Origin of the sequence: Pseudoalteromonas sp. Z1A8, from assembly GCF_011378855.1 — a bacterium.
Lineage (GTDB): Bacteria > Pseudomonadota > Gammaproteobacteria > Enterobacterales > Alteromonadaceae > Pseudoalteromonas.
In genome coordinates this window covers 1-21167 of sequence record NZ_WTLB01000018.1, presented here as the reverse complement: position 1 = coordinate 21167, position 21167 = coordinate 1, and the positions used below count along the sequence as shown (strand labels likewise).

Here is a 21167-nt window from a genome sequence, read left to right as displayed (position 1 = left end):
TTTTTAGAATTAACGGGTAGATAACCTGAACTCTGGTTAAGAGATTTACTAACGTGTTGAATCATGGTGATATTTAAATTTATCTTCTCTAGCCAGAGATTTTCAGTGAAAACAAGGCGAATTTACGCGTCAATAGCTAGCCTATTGCAAGTAAATTCAACGCAGTTAGCGCTGAAAATAGCGGCTTGAGATAGGTTTGTTATCCAGAGTTCAGGTTAAATAGCTAATTAAGCGTCTTTACTCGCTAGGTATTCTGCGTAGTTGCCTCTAAAGTCAATGATTTTACCATCTTTAACTTCCCAAATACGGGTAGCTACCGATGATACAAATTGACGATCGTGCGATACAAACATTAATGTACCTTCGTAGGCTTCAAGTGCTAGGTTAAGCGCTTCAATAGATTCCATATCCATGTGGTTAGTTGGCTCATCCATTAGCAGTATATTTGGTTTATGCATCATAATTTTACCAAACAACATTCGGCCTTGCTCACCACCAGAAATTACTTTAACTGATTTTTTAATATCGTTTTGAGAGAACAGCATACGGCCTAAAAAGCTTCGAACCACTTGCTCGTCATCGCCTTCTTGTTGCCATTGTTCCATCCATTGAAACAAGTTCATGTCGGTCGCAAACTCATCAGCGTGGTCTTGCGCGTAGTAGCCAATGTTCGCGTTTTCAGAGAACTTAAACTCACCGGCTTTAGGTGCTAAGCGCCCTGCTAATGTATTAAGTAATGTTGTTTTACCAACACCATTTTCACCAATAATAGCAATTCGCTCGCCAACTTCTACTAAACCTTCAAGGCCAGAAAACAACGTATTGTCGTCAAACCCTTGCGTTAGATTGTTCATTTCAAGTGCGTTTCTGAATAACTGCTTTTCTTGGTCGAAACGAATAAACGGTGTTTGACGTGATGAGGCTTTAACTTCGTCTAACTGAATTTTGTCGATACGTTTAGCGCGCGATGTAGCTTGCTTAGCTTTAGATGCGTTAGCAGAGAAGCGTGATACGAACTGTTGAAGTTCAGCAATTTGGTTTTTCTTTTTCGCGTTTTCGCTAAGTAGCTGCTCACGTGCTTGCGTTGCTGCAAACATATATTCGTCATAGTTACCTGAGTAAATACGTAGCTCACCGTAGTCAATATCGGCCATGTGAGTACACACAGAGTTTAAAAAGTGACGGTCATGCGAGATGATTATCATGGTACAGTCGCGTTGGTTTAACACGTCTTCTAACCACTTGATGGTGTAAATATCCAAGTTATTGGTAGGCTCATCAAGTAGCATTATATCTGGGTCTGAAAACAACACCTGTGCAAGTAGCACGCGTAGTTTAAAACCTGGTGCAATTTCTGACATTGGGCCAAAGTGTTGCTCAGTACCAATACCTACGCCTAATAGAAGCTCGCCTGCTTTAGATTCAGCAGAGTAACCATCCATTTCAGCAAATTCAGTTTCAAGATCGGCTACTTTCATACCGTCGTCTTCACTCATTTCTGGTAAAGAGTAAATACGGTCGCGTTCTTGTTTAATTTTCCACAGTTCTTTATGGCCCATAATAACAGTATCAATTACTGAGTATTCTTCGTAGGCAAACTGGTCTTGGTTTAGTTTAGCAACGCGTTCATTAGGATCAGTACTTACATTACCTGAAGACGCTTCAAGCTCACCACTTAAAATTTTCATAAATGTTGATTTACCACAACCATTTGCGCCAATTAAACCATAACGGTTTCCGTCGCCAAATTTTGCTGAGATATTTTCAAATAATGGTTTAGCACCAAATTGCATGGTGACATTAGCTGTACTAATAATAGCGCTACCCTCCAAGGGAGTAAGGATGTAATTAAATTGCGCGCAGTTTAAACCAAAATGGCCTGTTTTTCTATGAAAGTTTAATGGCAAACCACGTCGTTTAAGGCAATTATTATCACTGAGCTACTCGTAATTAAAATAACAAATTAAATTTAGTGTTTTGGTAAATTGTTATTCAACTTAGATAAATTAAAATTCATAAATACATTCATAATAAACCGATATGAGTGTTTATAATTTGGTATATATATTAGAGTAAAAACACTTTTAACGTGTATGTGTGTTTACTTAACTCATTTTTGTACAACCTATAGTAATAAAAAGCTATATTTATGAAAATAAAGCAGTTTTAGAGCTTTTACACTAGTCGCTATTTTTTAACCAAGATGAAATTAATTCAAATTAGAATTTTAACACACCACTTATTACCAATTCTTTTTACCTACAAAACAACTAAAAAAACAAACCTCAGCAACACCTGAAAAACAAAATTAACCTCTCGTGAACACCTATTAAGATTAATGCTCAGTTTTATTGAGTATTTTTCACTTTTGAGCCGTTTATTGCTTTGTTAATCTTCGAACCTGAATTTTTACCTACGTAAAAACACTAAAATTTACACAGGGCAACACACAAGATGAGCAAAAAATTAGCGACACTGATTAGCGCAAGTATTGTATTAGCACCCGCCGTTTCGGCGGTAGAGTTATACAATGATGATAAAAACACTCTAAAAGTAGGTGGATATCTTGATGTGCGTGTAATTAACACACAAAACGAAACCGAAGTTGTTAACGGTACTTCGCGCATTAACTTTGGCTTTACCCGAAAGCTCAAGAAAGACTGGACTGCCCTTGCACTCGTAGAATGGGGTGTAAACCCTGTAGGCAGTAGCGATATTGTTTACAACAATCGGTTTGAGTCAATTCAGGACGAGTTTTTGTATAACCGTTTAGGCTATGCAGGCCTTTCGCACGAAAAGTACGGACAACTTACTATTGGTAAACAATGGGGTGCATGGTACGACGTAGTTTACGGCACAAATAATAGTTTTGTATGGGATGGCAATGCCGCAGGAGTTTACACCTATAACAAAGACGATGGCGCTGTAAATGGTACTGGGCGTGCCGATAAGTTAGTGCAGTATCGTAATAGTTACAACGATTTTAGTTTTGCAGTACAAGCACAGCTTAAAAACAGCGAATTTTATACCTGTGACGTAAGCGACATTTCAGAAGAAGAATGCGAAACACTTTGGAACTCAGGCGATAGCGCAGCCCAAGAAGTTGAATTTAATTACACATTTGGTGCTTCTGTTACTTATACACCAACAGATATGCTAACGCTTACTGTAGGTGTTAACCGTGGCGAGTTTGATTTAACGTTTGGCGATGGTTCTACTCGCAATGTTGAAGATTTAATTTATGGTGCAGGCATTATGTGGGGCAACATTGATAAGCCCGGCCTTTACGTTGCTGCTAACGTAAATAAAAACAAAAACCACGACACAGATAATATTGGTCGCTTAATTAAAGACGCAATTGGCATAGAAACATTTGCATCTTACCGCTTTGATAACGATTTTCGCCTTTTTATTGCCTATAACGTGTTTGATGCCGGTGATGATTACGTAATTCAGCCAAACTTTAACGCCGATCCTAACGATGTATTTAAACGCCAGTTTGCTGTTATTGGCCTTCATTACTTAATTGACGAAGACACTATTGCCTACGTAGAAGCGCGTAAAGACTTTAGTGACTTTGAAAGTGATAACGACGATCAACAAGCACAAATGGAGCAGTCGGAAGATGACGGTATAGCATTTGGTTTTAGATATAAGTTTTAAATATAAGTTAAAAAACGACTACAACTTCCCTTAGCACAACCCTTTTAGCCCTTTTAACTTTTTAACTGGGCTTTTTTTATTCCGCCATACTTTTGAATCCCACCGACCTGTATTTTGCACTATCCCTTTGATTACCTTTTCAACAATTTAACTCTATTGCTTAGTTTAGCTTTAAATCAATATGAAGTATGATGTGTTCTTTAATGTAAAGCCACCAGCCAATTTATATTAATTGCATTTAAAGAATGTAAAAAGATGGTGAAACTATATTGAAATTGCAAAGTACTTACACTGCTGATTACAAAGGCGTAAGGCTAATTAAAAGCAGTAACAAATAGATGTGTATATGCTCATAAGTACTGATAGCATTCTAACCCTACAGTCAGGCACTGTGTATAAATACAGTGCGCATATTTACTGTGTAAAAACGATTTAAACCAACTTCCCTTTGTAAGTCGTTAATAATATTAAACTAAATAAAATACTATGAAGCGGATTCGTTTTCATAAATAGATAAAACAGCGATAACTGTATGCGTATACAGTTATCATTTAAGCCTACCTACTTTTTAATAAACGCACTATAACCAGCTAATGCCTTAGCTACACTAAGTGGTGGATTGTCTGAATGCTCAGCACCTTCGTTTATAGCACTTTGCCAGACAAGGTTATTATTAGGGTTTGTTGTTAAAGCAGTCTCTAAATTATTAAATGCTTTTAACATTAATGGATGCTCTGCTCCACCCACCGAAAGATACAAATAAGTAGGTGACTTCACTTTATTTGCTTGAGCCGTTAAAAACGCATCTACGTTATTAACTACAGTCATGTCGTCATACCAAGCTGCTGGGCTAAATGCAAAATAACCATTAAATAACTCAGGCTTTGTATGCAGTGTATAAAGTACAAAGCTACCACCTGCCGAAAAACCACTTAATACACGATTATTACTAAGCTTATATTTTGCCGATAAATACGGGAGTAACTCAGTTTCAATAAACGCTAAAAACTTATCAGCTTCACCGTTTGCCTCGGGTAGTGTTTCGTGATCTAAACGCGCTTGAGTATTTACATCTTGGCGGGCATAAGGAGGCACTAAATCGCGATTACGAGTATCTTTAAAAAACAAATTAGGGATAGACACCAATATAGCCTTATTCCCTTTTTCACTCTTGGCTTGATTTGTAAGTGCTTTATCCCATGTATCTAAATTAAAATTACCATCGGTTTTAATAATTAACGGGTACGCTTTTTTAGCATTGTAATCAGTCGGTAATCTTATAAAAACCTTACGTGATTCGTTAAGCACTTTAGAGTTAATAGTTATATCCGTATAGGCTGATACATAATGATTGTAATAATTTATCGCCAATATTCCCAAAACAAGTATAACTATCGCTAAAGCTAAATTTGTAAGATAGAGTTTTGTTATTTTTATAGCCATTTGGCATCCCCTTAAATATTTACTTTAAGAATTACTTAATCGAGCTTAACCCATTGTTTTATTTCAAGCGCAGTCATAATAAGCTCAACTGAAAACGCAGCTAAAATCATCCCCATCACACGCGTTAAAATAGACGCGCCGCCCGTTCCAATCAACTTAATTATTTTACCCGAAAGCAGCAACAATATTAATGTAATACACAGTACTCCTATAGTAACAAGCGCTGTGCCTATTTGAGTGGTAATTGGGTGAATATGGTTGTCGGTAAGTAGTATTACCGCCAAAATAGCGCCAGGAGTCGCCGTTGCTGGTATAGCTAGCGGAAACACAGCAATATCGTGTTCAGGGTCTTGTTTAGCTTTGTTAGAGTCGTTTCCAAATATCATTTGCAGACCAAACAAAAACAATATAATTCCGCCTCCTAATTGAAACGACACCAACCTAATTCCCATCGCATTAAGTATTAGCTGCCCTATTAAAATAGAACCCAATAGAACGCCACCCGCATATAGCACGGTTTTAAAGGCTGTTTTACGACGTTGTTGATCAGTTAAGTGAGTAGTAAGCGCAGCAAACAGCGCCATAGTGCCTATTGGGTCAATGGTAGCCCAAATAACAAGCGCATCTTGAGATAGTTTTTCTAGCATATAAAATCCTTGTTAAGCGTTAATGTTTAATTAAACACGGGTAACAAATTCATTTGCTTACGCTTAACTATAATAGAAAGCTGTTATTTTTTGTATTTTATTTACACTTGGAGTGTGTTGACCTTTCAGGATAGAAAAAAGATAAGCACTTATAATTGCCGTCTTTAGTTAAAGTGATTTCTGCCAAATAGAATTTTCTCTCAAGCTAAAACCTAACTTAATAAGTAAATTATGAGAACGTGCATTATGTGCACTCACCTCAGCCGATAAATGTTTAAGCGGAATATGCTCAAGTAGCGCTTCAATAAAACCGGTGACTACTTCAAACATCACTCCCTTATCCCAAAAGTCGGGGTGCAACTCAAAACCTATAAAAGCACTACTTTTACAGGGTGTTAAATTATAAAGCCCACAGGTGCCCATTAACTTCCCTGTTATATTATGTTCAATTGCAACTCTAACCACTTCGCCTTCGTAATAGGCGCTTATATCATCTTGAATTAATTGTTTGATTTGTGTGTTGCTAAGCGGTGTTTCGTAGTCGTTAAATTTACTAACCTGAGGATGGTTTAAAATATCAAATAAACACGCAGCGTGTTTGTGGTTAATTAAACGAAGAGTAACGCGGTCAAGCTGTGTGGTATTAAACATTTTATTTAAGTAGTTAGTTAAATTAGCTCTTTATGGGCACGCATTATTAACTTACCATACCCCATTAACAAGCATTATCTTTAAAGCAAAAAGAGTAGATAACGTAATGAGTGACGATTTTAAAGTAATACAACCCACTACCACAGTATATTGCCCAAAACGCGGCGAAGGCTGGACCTTAACAGGCATTACTAATATTAACGAGTTTACCTCTGTAATGTTTGACGGCACACGCTACACACTCCCGGCGCGCGAAATAGTAGAAGAGCTTTTACCAAACCAACTAGCACGCGAACAAAATAGCTAGTTAGTCCCGTACACAATAAAAAGGCTGCAGCGTTGCAGCCTTTTTTATAATTTACGCCAATTTAAAATGTATCATCTTCACTGTATACATTAACATTTAACTCGTCTTCATCTTCAAATACCACAAACGAAATTGGCTTACAGCATACTTGGCAGTCTTCAATGTATTGCTCATCAATATCTGCTGCATCAAGTAATATTTCTATACTTTCTCCACAATAAGGACAGCTTATTGATTTTTCGGTTAACTGGTTCATTTATCACCTGCTAATTTATATCTCGAATGTTGTCACTTTAATAAACAAGCTCGCATAATACAACAGCGTATCAAATAGCGTTTATTTTACTGAATTAATTAAACCATCCTACTTGCTTGAAAAGTGATCTCACTCCCTATTTTATGCTTATAAAACTTTTTAAATGACATTACTTTGCACCATAAATAGTCAACCGGCTAAAACTATGCCACTACAATGAAATAGTATTAGCACTTGCCGGGTCTAACTTTATAAGTATTTAAACTCACACTTCAGGTGGATAATTTTATGAAAAAATCACTCGCATTAGCATTAACATCTGCCGCAATTTTGTTTAGCACGTTTACGCATGCAGCTAAGACCGAAAAAGCTGTTTTAGCTGGAGGCTGCTTTTGGTGTATGGAAAGCGATTTTGAAAAACTAGAAGGTGTAACCGATGTAATATCGGGCTTTACTGGTGGCAAACTTAAAAACCCAACATACAATGGTAACCATAAAGGCCATTACGAGGCAGTAGAAATCACTTACGACCCGGATGTAGTAAGCTATAAGGGCATACTTGATCATTACTGGGTTAATATTGATCCCTTTGATGCCAGAGGTCAGTTTTGCGATAAAGGCCCGAGTTACTTAAGCGCTATTTTTGTAGAAAACGACGAACAACGTAAATTAGCCGAAAAAACAAAAGCAGCTGTAGTAGCCGAGTTTCCTAATCAAACCGTGGTTACGCCTATATTAAACGCAAGTACCTTCTACCCTATTAAAGGAAGGGAAAGCTTTCATCAAGATTATTACAAAAACAACCCAATTCGATACAACACCTATCGCTGGCGTTGTGGTCGCGACAGTCGTTTAGAAGATATTTGGGGCGATAGAGCAACTCATTAGTATTTATGGCTAAACCTCTTAAATTACAAAAAGGCTGCTTATATAAGCAGCCTTTTTATTTATACCGTTTTAATGGATACGTTTAAAATTTATATGTTGCAGAAAGCCTTACGCTTCTTGGTGTACCAGGCTGTACCCATACATCAGCAAATGAGTTTGTGTAATACGTTTCGTCAAACAGGTTATCTACCTCTGCGCGTAATCCAAATGATTTAGTTAAATCGTAATCAACAAATGCACGTGCAGTTGTGTAGCTTGGCAGTTCAAAGTCGGTACCAAAAAACCCGTTTCGTGAACCTACATAGACTAAACCACCACCAAATTTAACAGCTTTACCGTATAATTCTGCCGATTTAACCAGTTGTAAACTAAACTGATGCTCAGGAATATTTAATAAAGAACTTCCCGCTTCTACGGTGTAGCCAAAGTTAGCATCAAAAAATGAGTTTTCAATCGTTGCATCAACATACGCATACGATGCCCAAATATCGAGAGAGTCGGTCAGTTCACCGTTTATATCAATTTCAAAGCCTTTACTTTGCGCTTCACCAATTGCAGCAAAGCTAAACGCCGTTGGGTCGTCTACTACTAGCATGTTGTCTTGCTCTACTTTAAACACAGCAATGGTGCCAAACAGCGCGCCATCGTTTAAAGTAAACTTAACACCAAGTTCAGATGACGTAGACTGATTTGGCTCAAACCCATCTCCGTTTGAATCAGTACCCGATAAAGGCCTAAAGTTTTCACCATAAGCCGCATAAACAGATACAAACTCACTTGCCTCATATACAACACCAAACTGCGGGCTAATACGCGATTCGCTTTGTTTAGATTGAGTATTAGATAAACGGTTATTAAGTGTTTGTTCGTAGTCATCAAAACGGGCACCAACACGTATATCTAGCTTATCGGTTAGGCTTATTTGGTCTTGTATAAACACACCTAACGATTCCTGTATTTCTACCTTGTCGGTATTGTCTGTTGGCGTTGGTAACTCATATGCACCATACTCAGGGTTATATACATTTATAAACTGATCACCTTTTACACGAAGCACAACTTGATCATTTTCAAACTTATCTGAATCAACACCCATAATTAAACGATGCTCTAACCCAGCAATCTCTAAATGACCGGTTACTTCTGCACGGTATACTTGGTATGTAGCGTCGTAATCGCGGTAGCGTCTAAAACGATTTACTTCGCCATCTACTACACCATCAAAGCCTGTTTCGGTTGCAAAACCTTCAAGCGACGTATCACGGTAGTTAGCGCCCAGTAATACGCTCCAGTTATCATTAAAGTCATGAACAAACTCTAATTGATGGCCAAGTACGTCAGCCTCTATTGGGCCATCACCTGGCTCGCCTAAAAAGCGGCTTTCTGGTATTAAGCCAAGCTCGCCGTCTATTGCTAATACACCTCTATCAAACGGGACTTTTTGATCGCTATATTCAAGCTCGTAAATTAGTTGGCTATTGTCGTCAATGTTCCACGTAATTGATGGGCTAAAGCCTTGTTTAGTTGTTTCTATGGTATCGCGAAAGCTTTTTGCGTCTTCATAAAAACCAACCAGTCTAATTGCTACGTCGTCGCTAAGGGGCGTTGTGTAATCCACATCGGCGCGGTAAGTATCAAAGCTGCCTATACTGAGTTTTAGCTCGCCGCTTGTATCAAACGTTGGGCGCTTAGTAACAAGGTTTACTGTGCCGCCTGGCTCACCTCTGCCAAATAAAGCTGCGCGAGGGCCTTTTAACACATCAACAGATTCAATACCCGACAAATCACGCGAGCCACCAAAACCACGCCCTGCGTTAAAGCCATTTACTAAATAGTTACTTGGCAGGTTTTCGTCGCCAACAAAGCCACGCAGTGCAAAGCTATTCCAAAGCCCACCAAAGTTATTTTGACGCGCTACCGATGCCGACAAATCTAGCGCTTGGTTTAAATCTATTGCGCCTGCATTTTCGAGTGCTTCTAAATCTATTTTCAGCTCTGATTGTGGGGTTTCTAAAGGGCTAAAATTACCTTGGTATGCTTGACGAGAGCCAGTAACCGCTAAACGCTCAATAGGCTCTTTAGCACTGTTTTTAGCGCTAGTGTTCTCATTGGCTGCAATAGCGTGGCTTGCAAACATACTTGCTAAGCAGGCACTAATATAAGTGAGCTTAAGCCCTTTTTTATTGGTATTCATGATAAACCTTGTTCATTAGTTAGCTGATAAATTTTGTTTTGGCTGAGCGTCTACATTGCTTAGCTTTTTTTGTTCATTAAGTATGGTTTTGCTAAAGCTTGGCATATTTTCAAGCGCTGCTTTAGTTGGGTTACCTTTTACAAATAACCACGGGTAGTAAAACATCCGTAAGCTTTTATGAAATCCACGCATTTGCGATTCATACCTAAATGCCGCTACGGCATCTGTTTTAGCCATTCGTGTTAAACCACGTTGAAGTAATAATGGCGGTGATAGCCAAGATACAAACCCGGCTAATGAATACTTTTTACGTGCCGCATCTTGGTAAGCGTGTGATAGCTTCGCCGCTTTTTCATCGCCCACTTGCTGAAATGCGTAGTACCATTTCCATTCAAACTCACTTTGCATGTCGGTGTAGTTTGTCCACTTTGGGTGATTTGCCACAAAGGCGTCCATGGTTATTTGCTTTGGAATATCCCACGCACCATTAACAGCTTCTCGCTGGGTAAGCACAATGTCGCCACCTTTTGGCGAATGCACCGCTTTGTTTATCGCTAAATCACCTAAAATAGGAATAATAAACGCAACTAATACCCAAAAACCTATTAAGGTTGAGGCAACACGTGGCGCACTACTGGCATTTTTGCCCCACCACACACTCAACAACGTCCAAAAAGCCAAGTAAATAACACATATAAAAGTAATAAATCCAACATCACCCAATACTGAGCTACTAAGAAAAGCGCCTACATAAAATGGCAACATTAAGCATATTATTACCCTATAAACCTTACCGTTATACGTGCGCCCCACAGCGCAAAGTACGATTTAGCCGTAGTGACCAGCAAATCGTGCCTGCCACTGGTGCGCTCACTAGCAAATAAATCATGAAATAATAAAATAATCACCAATGGCGCTAAAGCACTTAATACAAATACAAAATCAATTTTACCGGCTTGAGCAAGCTCTGCGTTTTGTGCATCGCTTTCGTATATTTGCCCCTCTAGCGCAAGTAAGTTTAAGCGGTGTTTCCACGGGTAAATATCGCGCTCGCCTAAAGCAGCAAATGCTAAATTTGAAGGCGATGAATACGTTAAATGAAAACTGTAATAAGCAAGCGAGCCTGCATCATCGTACTTATGCTGTACATTAGTTAAGTCCGTTAAATCGGCTGCTTTTAAGCGCTCAATCGTTTGCTTTTGCTGTGTTACTTCGCTAAGTCCGCTATAAACGGCAAATCCCGACATAACAAACGTACATACCAGTAATACCACTAAGTATTTTTGACGAAGTAAAAAACGCCATTCACGCACAAGTTGTTTTAATAGGTAACTCATAACAAACGCCTCCCTACAAATTTAATCCCGCCTAACAACACTCCAATCCAAAGTAGTAGCTGTAAAAAAGCGGGTATGCTTCGCTGCGTTCTTATTTCAGGAGTGTCTACATTAAAGGTAAAGTCTTGCAGTATTTGCCAATTTTTAGCACTTACACGTGCCTTTTGGGTTGCTGCAGTATCGGCATTTCGGTTCATGTCGTCTTGGTAGCTAAGTTTTTCTACATGAACTTTATTAAGCCCTTGTACAAAATCAAATCGCAGCTGCTCGGTTTCGCGTAAAAAACGATGATGCGTTTCAATACTCGTTCCCACTACAATCATTGATAACGATCGAATTGCCACCATAGGTGAAACCCAGCCAAAATAACGCGACACCTTTGTTTGGTTAAGCTCAGCTTGCATACGCTGCTGTGCAAACTTATTGAGTACGCTAGTTAGCTTAGCCTCAGATTCGCTTGCCACTAGCCCTCTAAAATTAACGGGTAGATCATCAATGCTGCTCACGTTGTATTTAGTAAGGAGTGATTGTTTAAATTGCTTAAATGCGGGGTCGTTTGTGTTGTGCCCGTCACCTAGCTTTCTAAGCTCGGCTTTTACAGCAAAGTCGGTTTCTATTTTACCTGCTGACGGTACAGCCGTTGAAGCCGTTGTACTCGCTACTCGTGGCATTACAATACACAGTAAAATCCATACAAACGCAAGTGCTGTAAAGCTGCCGCTGTTTTTACTAAACACGCTTGATGCCAATAAAACAAGCAGCACCCACACAGTTAAATATAAAGCGTAGCCAAGCACAAAGCTTGCCACAGCAAGTAACCCTTCGCCTGAGCCAAGTGTAAATAAAGCCGATACCGTAAGCGGAATTAAAATTAGTCCTACAACCGACATTAACGCAAGCCCTTTACCTGCAATGAGTGTCCCGCCCAATGTACCTTGCGATAACAAATAAGATAATGTTTGCGACTCACGCTCGCGGCTAATAGCGCTATAACCAATTAATATCAGTAATAACGGTGCGAGTGTTTGTACAATAAATGCAGGGGTTAAACTGCCTAATTTAGTTAATGCTGTACCTTGGCGGCTATCTGCAAACATTGCGCTGTTTTGTCTGTGCCCTTCTAAAAATATAGAGTTACCCGTATAGGCATCAATACCTGGGTCGAGTGTGCTCAGTGGCGAAGGTGTTCTGAAAGCGTAATGCCCATAATGCACCATTCTCTGTGGATGGCGGTCGGGTTGATCAACAAAGCTTTGCTCAGCGCTTGTTTGCAGTTCGTGGCGAGTATGGCTTAGCTCCATCATAGTAATAGCGGTAACAATTACCGACGTAAGCGTGAGCACTAAACCAATAGCAAGTATGGTCATTGCAAGTTTTGAGCGAAGCCAATAGCGCCACTCATCCTTTGCAACTATAACCACCTTTGAAAAGTTATTTATGCTCATTACGCGCCTCTTTGCGCAAAAGCAGCGTGGACTTGTTCGGTATCAATACGGCCATTTTGTGGTGCGTCAAATTCGCCCACCAGCTCACCGCCTCTTAATAAACCAATACGATTAGCCACTTGGCATGCGCCGTATACATCGTGCGTCACCATTAAAATAGTAGCCCCCGTTAATGCAAGCTCGCGCACTAACTGGTTAAACTCATCTATGGCAACAGGGTCAAGGCCCGATGTAGGCTCATCAAGTAAAAATATGGGTGCTTCACGTAAAATGGCTAACGCAATTGCTGTTTTTTGTCTCATGCCTTTTGAGTAGGTTTGCATGTGACGATCCCACGCAGCTTGTTGCAAGGCAACACGATTAAACGCGGCATTAATTTGCTCATCTGTTTTATTAATATCAGCAAGTGATAAAAAATACGCTACGTTTTCGCGCGCTGTTAAATGCGGATACAACGTTGCCGACTCGGGTAAATACGCGGTTTTACCACGCACAAAATCAAGCGCTTGTGTTACCTCTTTACCTGCTACTTTTACCGAGCCTTGCGTGGGTTTATTAAAACCCAGTAACGTTTTTAAAGTTGTTGATTTACCCGCACCATTACCGCCTAGTAGCGCGTAAATTTCGCCAGGGCCCACACTAAAGTTTAAGTTTTTTAAAATAGCGTTGTTTTTAATGCTAAAACTTAACGAGTCCACTTCAATTATTGCATCGCGATTATTGTGAGTACTACTAACGGGTTGCTTAGGGATTTGTGATTCTATTGGTGATGTTTTATTAATTGCGGTAGGTGTTGTCACACTAAACTCTATATGGGAAATCAGAATTTATGAATGCTATACTATATCAAACAGTAATTGCAACAATATAACATTATCAATGTTAACAAATACGTAAATTTAACTCTATTAAATAAAATTGATGTACTAAACGCTAATTTAAGCCAGGCTGTTAAGTGTAATTAATTAGCCTTTAGGTTTGCCCCCTATAATGATGCTAGCCTATTTTTGCGCAGGATATGGCTACGCCGTAAGCTCTACTTTTATTGTTGATATAGTAGAGCGTGTTGAAGGCCTAAAAGGACAAGGTAGCATTGCTTTTTTATTAGTGGGGCTTGCAGCAACACCCGCCGCATTAATATGGGATTCTATAGCACGGCGTACTGGATTTATTAAAGCTTTAATAGCCGCATACACTTTACTTTTAATTGGTATTATTTTGCCCGCTATTAGCGATACGCTCCCCGTAATTATAATAAGTACCCTTCTGTTTGGAGGCACCTTTATTGCCTGTGTAAGCCTTGTTTTAACCATGGCGGGTAACTTTTATCCTAGTAACCCTGCAAGATCTATGGGCACGATGACCCTAGCCTACGGCGACGCACAAATAATAGCGCCTATACCAAGTGGATGCCTGCTGGAATATTTTGGTAACTATAATATGGCGCTTTATTTATCAGCATTCATAGTAATGATTGGTACTTGGTTTTTGTTTGGGCTTTTAAAAAAGCCTTTACTATAAACATAAGTAGCGCAGGTAAAGTAAATAAAACAAAATTACCGCTAAAAGTGGCTGCTAAAAATAGCAGCCATAAATAAATTTATTATCCAAGCTCACGCTATTTTAAGCCCACCTTTAAAGTAAATTGAACAATTAAGTTTTTGATTGTTAGAATGCCCCCCCTATTTTCCTATCAAGAGACACAATGGCAAACTTCAATACTCATCTTAATACTGCGCTAATCATCACAGGCTTAACCTCAGCCACCTTATTATCTGCAGGCCATATTGATTTAAAGGACGCGCTCTGGTTATGGTTTTTAGGCTCAATCGGCGGCTTATTACCCGACATAGATTCAGATAACTCCACATCACTCGATACTATTTTTAACTTATTTGCACTCAGCGCTGTATTACTGGTACTGCATTACATAACCACCGAGCTCATTATTACAATTAGTTTTATCGAATTAATCGTAGTGCCGTTATTGGTGTACGGATTTATGAAATATATTATTAGACCCATTTTTGAATGGATCACAGTACACAGAGGTAGTTGCCACTCTTTACTATTTATACTGTTATGCGCGCTATTAACAACGCAAGTAGCATGGAAACTGAATGACCAATCAACAGCACAAGCAGCCACTTTTGCCTGGTTAACAGGTGGATTTATTTTACTAGGCGGGTTAATTCATTTATTGCTGGACGAAATTTACAGCGTAGATTTAAGCAATGTCACCATTAAACGATCTTTTGGCACCGCTATGAAAATAGCTGACTTCGACAATAAATTAATTACATTGTCGTCGGTTGTTGCCATTGCAGGTTTAATCTATATTGCGCCGCCTACAGAGCAAACTATTATAGCGTTAAGTGATTGGTCTCAATTCATATTTTTCTCTTAAAAAGTAGATATGTAGGTATGTAATAATCCCTTTTACCGCATAGTGACTTCACATAGTTACAATTGCCCTATTCAATAAGTGGCTTTTTAAATTTGGTGTAAAAAGCTACTTATTCGTAGTGTAGTGAGTAGTGTAGTGACATAGTTAATGCCCTTTTAGTCATTGAAAGTTAATTCACAATGAATAATGAGACGCTTCGCTTTTAGAGGGCATAAATGGCTTAAATAAAAACAGTTTTACAATTTAATTTTGATTTAAAAAATCAAAGCTTTAGCCTATTTGTTATTAATTATTATTTTTATAAGTTTAGTGAAATTATTAAATAGTTTCGCCTGTCTTATATCTGCAAGTATGAGCGCTATTTATATAAAAGTTTCATCTGATAGATGTATTCAGAGCTATTGCATCTTTTTAAAGCGTCAAATATAAAATTATAAGAGGTAAATAATGGAATTTACGAATAAACGCACCATCCTAATTTCAGCATCTTTATTGTTAGTATTGGCAATATCTCAGGCTATTTCTTCTGCCCTTTATAGTGCAGAAATTAGCTTTTCAAGGCAGTTTTCATGGGGGCTAGAAGCACTAGTATTTACTGTGCTTGCTGCCTTTGCTGGTACAGCAATGGTACAAGCAAAACATTCTCAACTAGGCTGGTCGGCTATCGCCTTTAGTGCGGTACTTAACCTAGTACAGGTAAGTATTGGCCTTACATTGTTTTCTACATTTGGTAAAGTTGCGGGTACCGTAGAAGGCGCACAACCTTTAATTGGTGGCGTGGTTTCTTTGTCATTCATGATTTACTACGCAGCTAAAGTATTATTAGGACTAGCAGCACTTGTTTTTGGCCTGTCTTTTATAGCTAAAGGTGGCAAAGCCATTGGCGGGCTTACAGCCTTAGCAGGCGGAGTTGCAATGCTTGCCAATGGTATTTTAATTACCTTTGGTCGTGATGGATTTCTTCCATCAGCTGTTGCAGGCGCTTCGGGTATGATTGCAACGTTACTTTTAGCGATATGTTTGATTAGTCTTTACCGTAAGCAAGACTAAGGCTTAATACCTTTCAAGTAATGTGCTTATTTAAATAAGTTATAAACATCGGCGTATATTAGAGATCTAATTCGCCGATGTTTTACGTTTAAAGCATTCACCTAGCGTACCTCAAGTTAATGCCCTCTTTCGTAAACTAAGATTAATTCACAAAGAGGATATGAGGCGCTGCGCTTTTAGAGGATAAAAATAGCTTATATCAAAACCTTTTAACCAATTTATGTTTTGATGTATGAAGTCAAGATTTAACCCCTTTAGATTCTTATTTCCCTAATTAATACCTTTAGATTCAATAGCATTGAAGATATCTTCCCATTTCATAGCAAAAACTTTAACACCTTCAACGTTGTCGATTACATTCTGCATTTCACTTAAATACCAGCCTTTAGACAAAAATAACTCTGAAGTAAGAACTATCAATATTTTGTTTTTAAAACCACTTTTCTCAAGGAACTTTGCTTGCCTTATAAGCTGAGTACCAGCGCTTGTAAATTTACTTCCAATTTTATTTTCGATTAACACGATTGTATTTTCGCTTTTAGAAAACGAAAGTAAATCTGCAGGCATCTGCCCCCATATATCTACAGTTTCTGAATCTGAAAAAAGAGGATATTCACAATAAAATGGGGTTGAGCAATTAATATATTCTGAAGAACAAAGTTTGTCAGATAAATATGGAATTGAATAAAGGTTAACACTACCCCAGTCAATAGAGCTATTTGCATGATGATAGGCCAATAACGAGCTCAACTCTGTCTCATTACTCGCTTTATGACCTGTAATTGGATCTACCATTTCATTAGGAATACTTTGGATGAATTTTCTTTTTGTTGTCAATTGAAGACTCCTTGCCTTAAAAATTAATCGTTCAGTAGATTAATTCTTTATTTCCTCTGAGGTTAATCTCAAAAACATTAAATGTAAAAGGCTGCTTAATTTAAGCAGCCTTTTTAATAGCCTGTAGAACATGGACAACTTATAAAATTGCCCAATCTAAAGTCTATTGCTAGTTTTGCGTATTCTCAATAGGCCAATCTTTATGGAACAGACCAAACTAGACAGCCACATTTATTGAACAAATAAAACTGTAACACTAAATTTGCTCTTCAAGTTCAAAATTTATCTTTTATTGCTGGGTCACTTTATTTCATCCGTTAAATAAGTAATTAGCCCTATTAAACCTAAATTACACGCATGAAAATAACTGCATAATGCAGTAGTGATTTATTACTGAATAGTTTTACTGAGCAGCTTAAATTTATGCGAGTAGCTTTTCGCAATTGCTGATATTTTCTTGTCGTGACGCATACTGAGTAAATTGCACCTTTGGTTGATAGTTAATTGTTTACAATGCATCTTGGTTAGGTATTTATTGAATAGAGCTATTTTTTTAAAGTAGTTTTATTGCTCTATTCAGATTTAAAATATTGACTTTAATTATTAATATAAATTAACAGCGAGTAGTTGAAATTATAAAAAAATCGCTGTTAATTAATGATTTATGTCAGATGGAATATAAAAATTAATGGAAGAAATAAAAAGGATAAAAAAGAAATAGAGGATTTTCTTATATGGAATTAATTACAACATCTAAACATCCGAGATACTATATGATAAACAAGCAAAAAAATTATTCAATGCTATATAAAGCATTAATTATCGCTCTACCAATACTTACAGCTACTTTTACAAGTAATGTAATAGCGGCTACAAATAAAGTTAACGTTGATGTTAATTTAGATACTAAACATCGTATCGGTAATATTCAAAGTTTCAATCGTGAAAAGTTTATTTCGTTACATTCAGCACCAACTGAAAATGATTGGAATGATGATAGCAAAGGTAATAATGAATTAGATGATTTGATCGGAAAATTCATCAAAGGTTACGACGTATATTTTGGTCGTGATACAGGGTATATGAAAAACCAACTTTTTGGTCAAGCACAAGATAACATCCGTTCAGGTTTTATTGACGAATCAACCGCAACAACTCTAGGGAAAGCAGCAGTAAATACCTTTGAAAAAAGCACTCAGACCAGATTCGTTAATGGTAGACGTTTTAAAAATAGATCAGAAAATATGGTTGTTGCAGGTCAAGTTCACCCGTATTATCCTGATGGTACTAACATTGGCAATACTGGTTGGGCTTTCTCACAAACAGATACAGCGCAAGAGCCACTTGGTACTGCAACAGGTCACTATATGGGCCAGTTCTTAAAAAATTACTTTGCGCAAAGTAATACTGCAGTAGGTCATCCAAAACCTGCGTTTATAGAGGTAGTTAACGAACCTCTTTACGATCTTAATATCGATCCTAAAGATGGCAGAGCAAAAGCTCCTATTTCTGATATTTTTAGTTACCACACCAGTGTCGCTAAAGAAGTTCGTAAAACAAATAACGAAAAGTTAAATAAAGGCGTTAAAATTGCTGGATATACCACAGCATTCCCTAATTATGATTGGGATAACTTCCAACGCTGGGAAGACAACGATAAATTATTTATCGACACGGCAGGCAAAGATATGGATGTTTTTTCAATTCATTTATATGATTTTCCTACTCACCCACGCGGCGAAGAATATAGACGTGGTAGTAATGTTGAAGCAACCCTTGATATGTTAGAGCAATATTCAACGATTAAGTTTGGTCGAGTTAAACCATTATTAATCTCTGAATATGGTGCTTCGGTGCATGCATTACGTAATAAACCATGGACGCATGTTCGCGATGCTGAAAAATTACGTGGTTATAATGCGTTATTAACACAATTTTTAGAACGCCCTAATGTTATTGCTAAAGCTATCCCATTTATTCCAGTGAAAGCTGAATGGGGTAGACATGGTGATACCGGTTACCCATATGAAAACCGTTTAATGCGTCAAAATTTTGAGAAAGCAGGTCAAACAGGTACACAATGGGTATACACTGATTTAGTGAAGTTTTATCAATTATGGTCGAATGTTCGAGGTACGCATGTTGATAGTTGGGCATCAGATTTAGATATAATGGTTGATGCGTATGTGCAAAATAATAAAGCACACATCATCATGACGAGTTTAGAGTTTGAAGATACTGATGTTTCATTGAAAGCATTGGGTATTACGGGGAACTCGGTTAAATCAGTTCAAATAAAAACGTTATCTTACGATAATAATAACCATGCGTTATTGGAAACTAAAAACCTAACGAGTGTGCCAGGTACCGTATTTTTACCGAAAGAAAGTACTAAGATTATGACCATTACTTATCAAAACAAGATAAACATTGATAAAGTAAATCAAGAAACAAAGTATTACGCAACAACTTATAAAAAGCCGATTAAGGCGAATAGTAGTCTATTATTTAATATTAAAAATGTTGAAGTGGGAGCCCAAGGTGAAGCTGTATTACGCTTAGGTATGGGGCGTGCTCATGGTAAGTCTCTTGTTCCAGTTGTAAAAGTGAATGGTGTTACGGTAACAGTACCAAAAGACTTTAGAGGATATGACCAAAAGAACGGTAAAACCCGTAACGGTCGTGCAAGCTTCTTTGGCGTGATTGAAATCCCTGTACCTCATGACATTTTACAAGGCAGTAACTGGATTAATGTCACCTTTGATGATGCGGGTGGTTTTGCCACAAGTGCAGCTTTACAAGTAATAAACTCAGACGAGAGTATTACGCGTAGACTTTAAATTTCTATTATAAGCAGTTGAGGTAAGTAGTTTAAATAAGCTTTTACTGAACATTAAAATGGTATTCATAAATTATGAATACCATTTTGTTGTTTGTAATACTTACTAAATGCATAACTAGTCGTTAACGCATAAAAAAACTTAAGCATTAATTTTTGAATAAAAAATTTAGATTGGGTGTCTTGTTAATTTTAAGCAGCTTATCTTCAACCCACCCTCGTCGATGCTCGTAAGATTGACCAGTAAAACGGTCTTCTCCACATAAAAATGCGCGACGAACACAGCGTGAAATACAGTGATAGTATTTTGTATCAACAACCAACTAAACTAGACAGCCACTTTAATTGAACAAACAAAACTGTGACACTAATATTTGCTCTTCAAGTTCAAAATTTATCTTTTATTACTGGGTCACTTTCATTTCATCTAATAAATAAGTCATTAGCATTCTTAAACCTGAATTACACGCATGAAAATAACTGCATAATGCAGTAGTGATTTATTACTGAATAGTTTTACTGAGTAGCTTAGTTTTATGCGAGTAGCTTTTCGCAATTACTGATATTTGAGCGCCGTTTCCGGTTTAGATTTTCACAGTAACTTGCTTGTGAGGCAGGCCTACCTACTGCGCCATGAAATACGCGCGTAAATTGTGTGGTGAGTTTTAACCAGTTTTCGGGGGATATATTAAGTCTTTCTAGCAAAGGAAGGTTCATATTATCAATGTGCCCGCGTTTATCCTCTAGCATTATTCGCCCTGTTAACTCAACAAGTTCAAGGTACGATTTAAGTTCAAACGGCAGCCCTTTAGGCATAATCTGACGTGGCATGCCTGCAAAGCGCAGTAACTGCTTAGATTGTTTACCTTCTTCCGCGCATGTTAAGCGATTTTGTACACTGGTATGGTCTGATTCTTCTGGTGTGTTAGCCATTTTAGCTCTAATGGGATTTAAATCGACATAGGCCATACAGGCGGCAAGTGCTGCTTCATCTAGTAATGCTTGCGATGTGAATCTGCCTTCCCAGAATCTACCCGTGCAGTTATCTTCTTTATTTGCTCTGCGCGCAATATCTTCATTTAGTAACCGCATAAACCAACTGATACTCGCTAGGCGCTCTCGGTATTGTTTAACCGTTTGATTGAAAAAGATGAGTTCAACTTTACTTAGCTTTTCACCTTGTACATATTTTTGCGTTAACAC

17 protein-coding genes and 2 pseudogenes are annotated in these 21167 nt (G+C 37.9%); 7 read left to right on the top strand and 12 right to left on the bottom strand.

All coding sequences use genetic code 11. From position 1 onward, the window contains the following. Positions 1-227: 227 nt before the first annotated feature. The gene (locus GQR55_RS08950) at positions 228-1817 is read right to left on the bottom strand and encodes an ABC-F family ATPase (protein WP_166420348.1); all 1590 of its coding nucleotides are present in this window, start codon (positions 1815-1817) and stop codon (positions 228-230) included. A 637-nt stretch (positions 1818-2454) separates the two neighbouring features. Here GQR55_RS08950 and GQR55_RS08945 point away from each other — a divergent pair. Beyond that, positions 2455-3663, top strand: coding sequence for a porin (locus tag GQR55_RS08945; protein WP_166420305.1), 1209 nt, complete (start codon positions 2455-2457; stop codon positions 3661-3663). A 561-nt stretch (positions 3664-4224) separates the two neighbouring features. On the opposite strand, the gene GQR55_RS08940 is transcribed toward GQR55_RS08945, so the two are convergent. The 3 genes from GQR55_RS08940 to GQR55_RS08930 form a co-directional block, all read right to left on the bottom strand. Next, positions 4225-5106, bottom strand: coding sequence for an alpha/beta hydrolase-fold protein (locus GQR55_RS08940; protein WP_166420304.1), 882 nt, complete (start codon positions 5104-5106; stop codon positions 4225-4227). 35 nt (positions 5107-5141) lie between these two features. After that, entirely contained in the window at positions 5142-5753 is a 612-nt protein-coding gene (locus tag GQR55_RS08935; protein ID WP_166420303.1) for a MarC family protein, read from the bottom strand. A gap of 168 nt (positions 5754-5921) precedes the next feature. Further along, entirely contained in the window at positions 5922-6404 is a 483-nt protein-coding gene (locus tag GQR55_RS08930; protein WP_166420302.1) for a GNAT family N-acetyltransferase, read from the bottom strand. Positions 6405-6510: 106 nt separating this feature from the next. Here GQR55_RS08930 and GQR55_RS08925 point away from each other — a divergent pair, with 106 nt between their 5' ends. Next, complete coding sequence (locus tag GQR55_RS08925) at positions 6511-6711, top strand: hypothetical protein (protein ID WP_002962626.1); 201 nt, start codon at positions 6511-6513, stop codon at positions 6709-6711. A gap of 61 nt (positions 6712-6772) precedes the next feature. Here the strand turns inward: GQR55_RS08925 and GQR55_RS08920 are convergent, their stop codons facing one another. Next, positions 6773-6967, bottom strand: a complete 195-nt coding sequence (locus GQR55_RS08920) for a CPXCG motif-containing cysteine-rich protein (RefSeq protein ID WP_166420301.1) — start codon at positions 6965-6967, stop codon at positions 6773-6775. 288 nt (positions 6968-7255) lie between these two features. Here GQR55_RS08920 and msrA point away from each other — a divergent pair, with 288 nt between their 5' ends. Further along, positions 7256-7855, top strand: coding sequence for a peptide-methionine (S)-S-oxide reductase MsrA (gene msrA, locus GQR55_RS08915; protein ID WP_166420300.1), 600 nt, complete (start codon positions 7256-7258; stop codon positions 7853-7855). 82 nt (positions 7856-7937) lie between these two features. On the opposite strand, the gene GQR55_RS08910 is transcribed toward msrA, so the two are convergent. From GQR55_RS08910 to GQR55_RS08895, 4 genes and pseudogenes are all read right to left on the bottom strand, one after another. After that, positions 7938-10049, bottom strand: a complete 2112-nt coding sequence (locus tag GQR55_RS08910) for a TonB-dependent siderophore receptor (protein ID WP_166420299.1) — start codon at positions 10047-10049, stop codon at positions 7938-7940. Between the two features lie 15 nt (positions 10050-10064). Then, positions 10065-11386: pseudogene (locus GQR55_RS08905) on the bottom strand (DUF3526 domain-containing protein). Then, positions 11383-12831 (bottom strand): DUF3526 domain-containing protein, encoded by a 1449-nt coding sequence (locus GQR55_RS08900; protein WP_166420298.1) that lies wholly within the window; start codon positions 12829-12831, stop codon positions 11383-11385. The pseudogene GQR55_RS08905 and the gene GQR55_RS08900 overlap by 4 nt, the downstream one beginning before the upstream one ends. Further along, complete coding sequence (locus GQR55_RS08895; RefSeq protein WP_346774256.1) at positions 12831-13631, bottom strand: ATP-binding cassette domain-containing protein; 801 nt, start codon at positions 13629-13631, stop codon at positions 12831-12833. Before GQR55_RS08895 ends, GQR55_RS08900 begins: the two co-directional genes overlap by 1 nt. Positions 13632-13821: 190 nt before the next feature. On the opposite strand from GQR55_RS08895, the gene GQR55_RS08890 reads away from it, so the two are divergent. From GQR55_RS08890 to GQR55_RS08880, 3 genes are all read left to right on the top strand, one after another. Beyond that, on the top strand, positions 13822-14352 hold the full coding sequence (locus GQR55_RS08890) for a YbfB/YjiJ family MFS transporter (RefSeq protein ID WP_166420297.1): 531 nt from the start codon (positions 13822-13824) through the stop codon (positions 14350-14352). Positions 14353-14536: 184 nt separating this feature from the next. Continuing rightward, positions 14537-15238 (top strand): metal-dependent hydrolase, encoded by a 702-nt coding sequence (locus GQR55_RS08885; RefSeq protein ID WP_166420296.1) that lies wholly within the window; start codon positions 14537-14539, stop codon positions 15236-15238. 447 nt (positions 15239-15685) lie between these two features. Beyond that, entirely contained in the window at positions 15686-16288 is a 603-nt protein-coding gene (locus GQR55_RS08880) for a thiamine biosynthesis protein ThiC (protein ID WP_166420295.1), read from the top strand. A gap of 270 nt (positions 16289-16558) precedes the next feature. On the opposite strand, the gene GQR55_RS08875 is transcribed toward GQR55_RS08880, so the two are convergent. Further along, on the bottom strand, positions 16559-17125 hold the full coding sequence (locus GQR55_RS08875; RefSeq protein WP_166420294.1) for a PD-(D/E)XK nuclease family protein: 567 nt from the start codon (positions 17123-17125) through the stop codon (positions 16559-16561). A 773-nt stretch (positions 17126-17898) separates the two neighbouring features. Between GQR55_RS08875 and GQR55_RS08870 the strand changes: the two genes are divergently transcribed. Continuing rightward, positions 17899-19965, top strand: coding sequence for an agarase (locus tag GQR55_RS08870; RefSeq protein ID WP_166420293.1), 2067 nt, complete (start codon positions 17899-17901; stop codon positions 19963-19965). Between the two features lie 181 nt (positions 19966-20146). On the opposite strand, the pseudogene GQR55_RS20180 reads toward GQR55_RS08870, so the two are convergent. Continuing rightward, a pseudogene (locus tag GQR55_RS20180) lies at positions 20147-20287 on the bottom strand (transposase); the annotation flags it as partial. A 211-nt stretch (positions 20288-20498) separates the two neighbouring features. Continuing rightward, positions 20499-21167 (bottom strand): transposase (locus tag GQR55_RS08865; protein ID WP_166420292.1); only part of this gene is annotated, 669 nt, incomplete at its 5' end.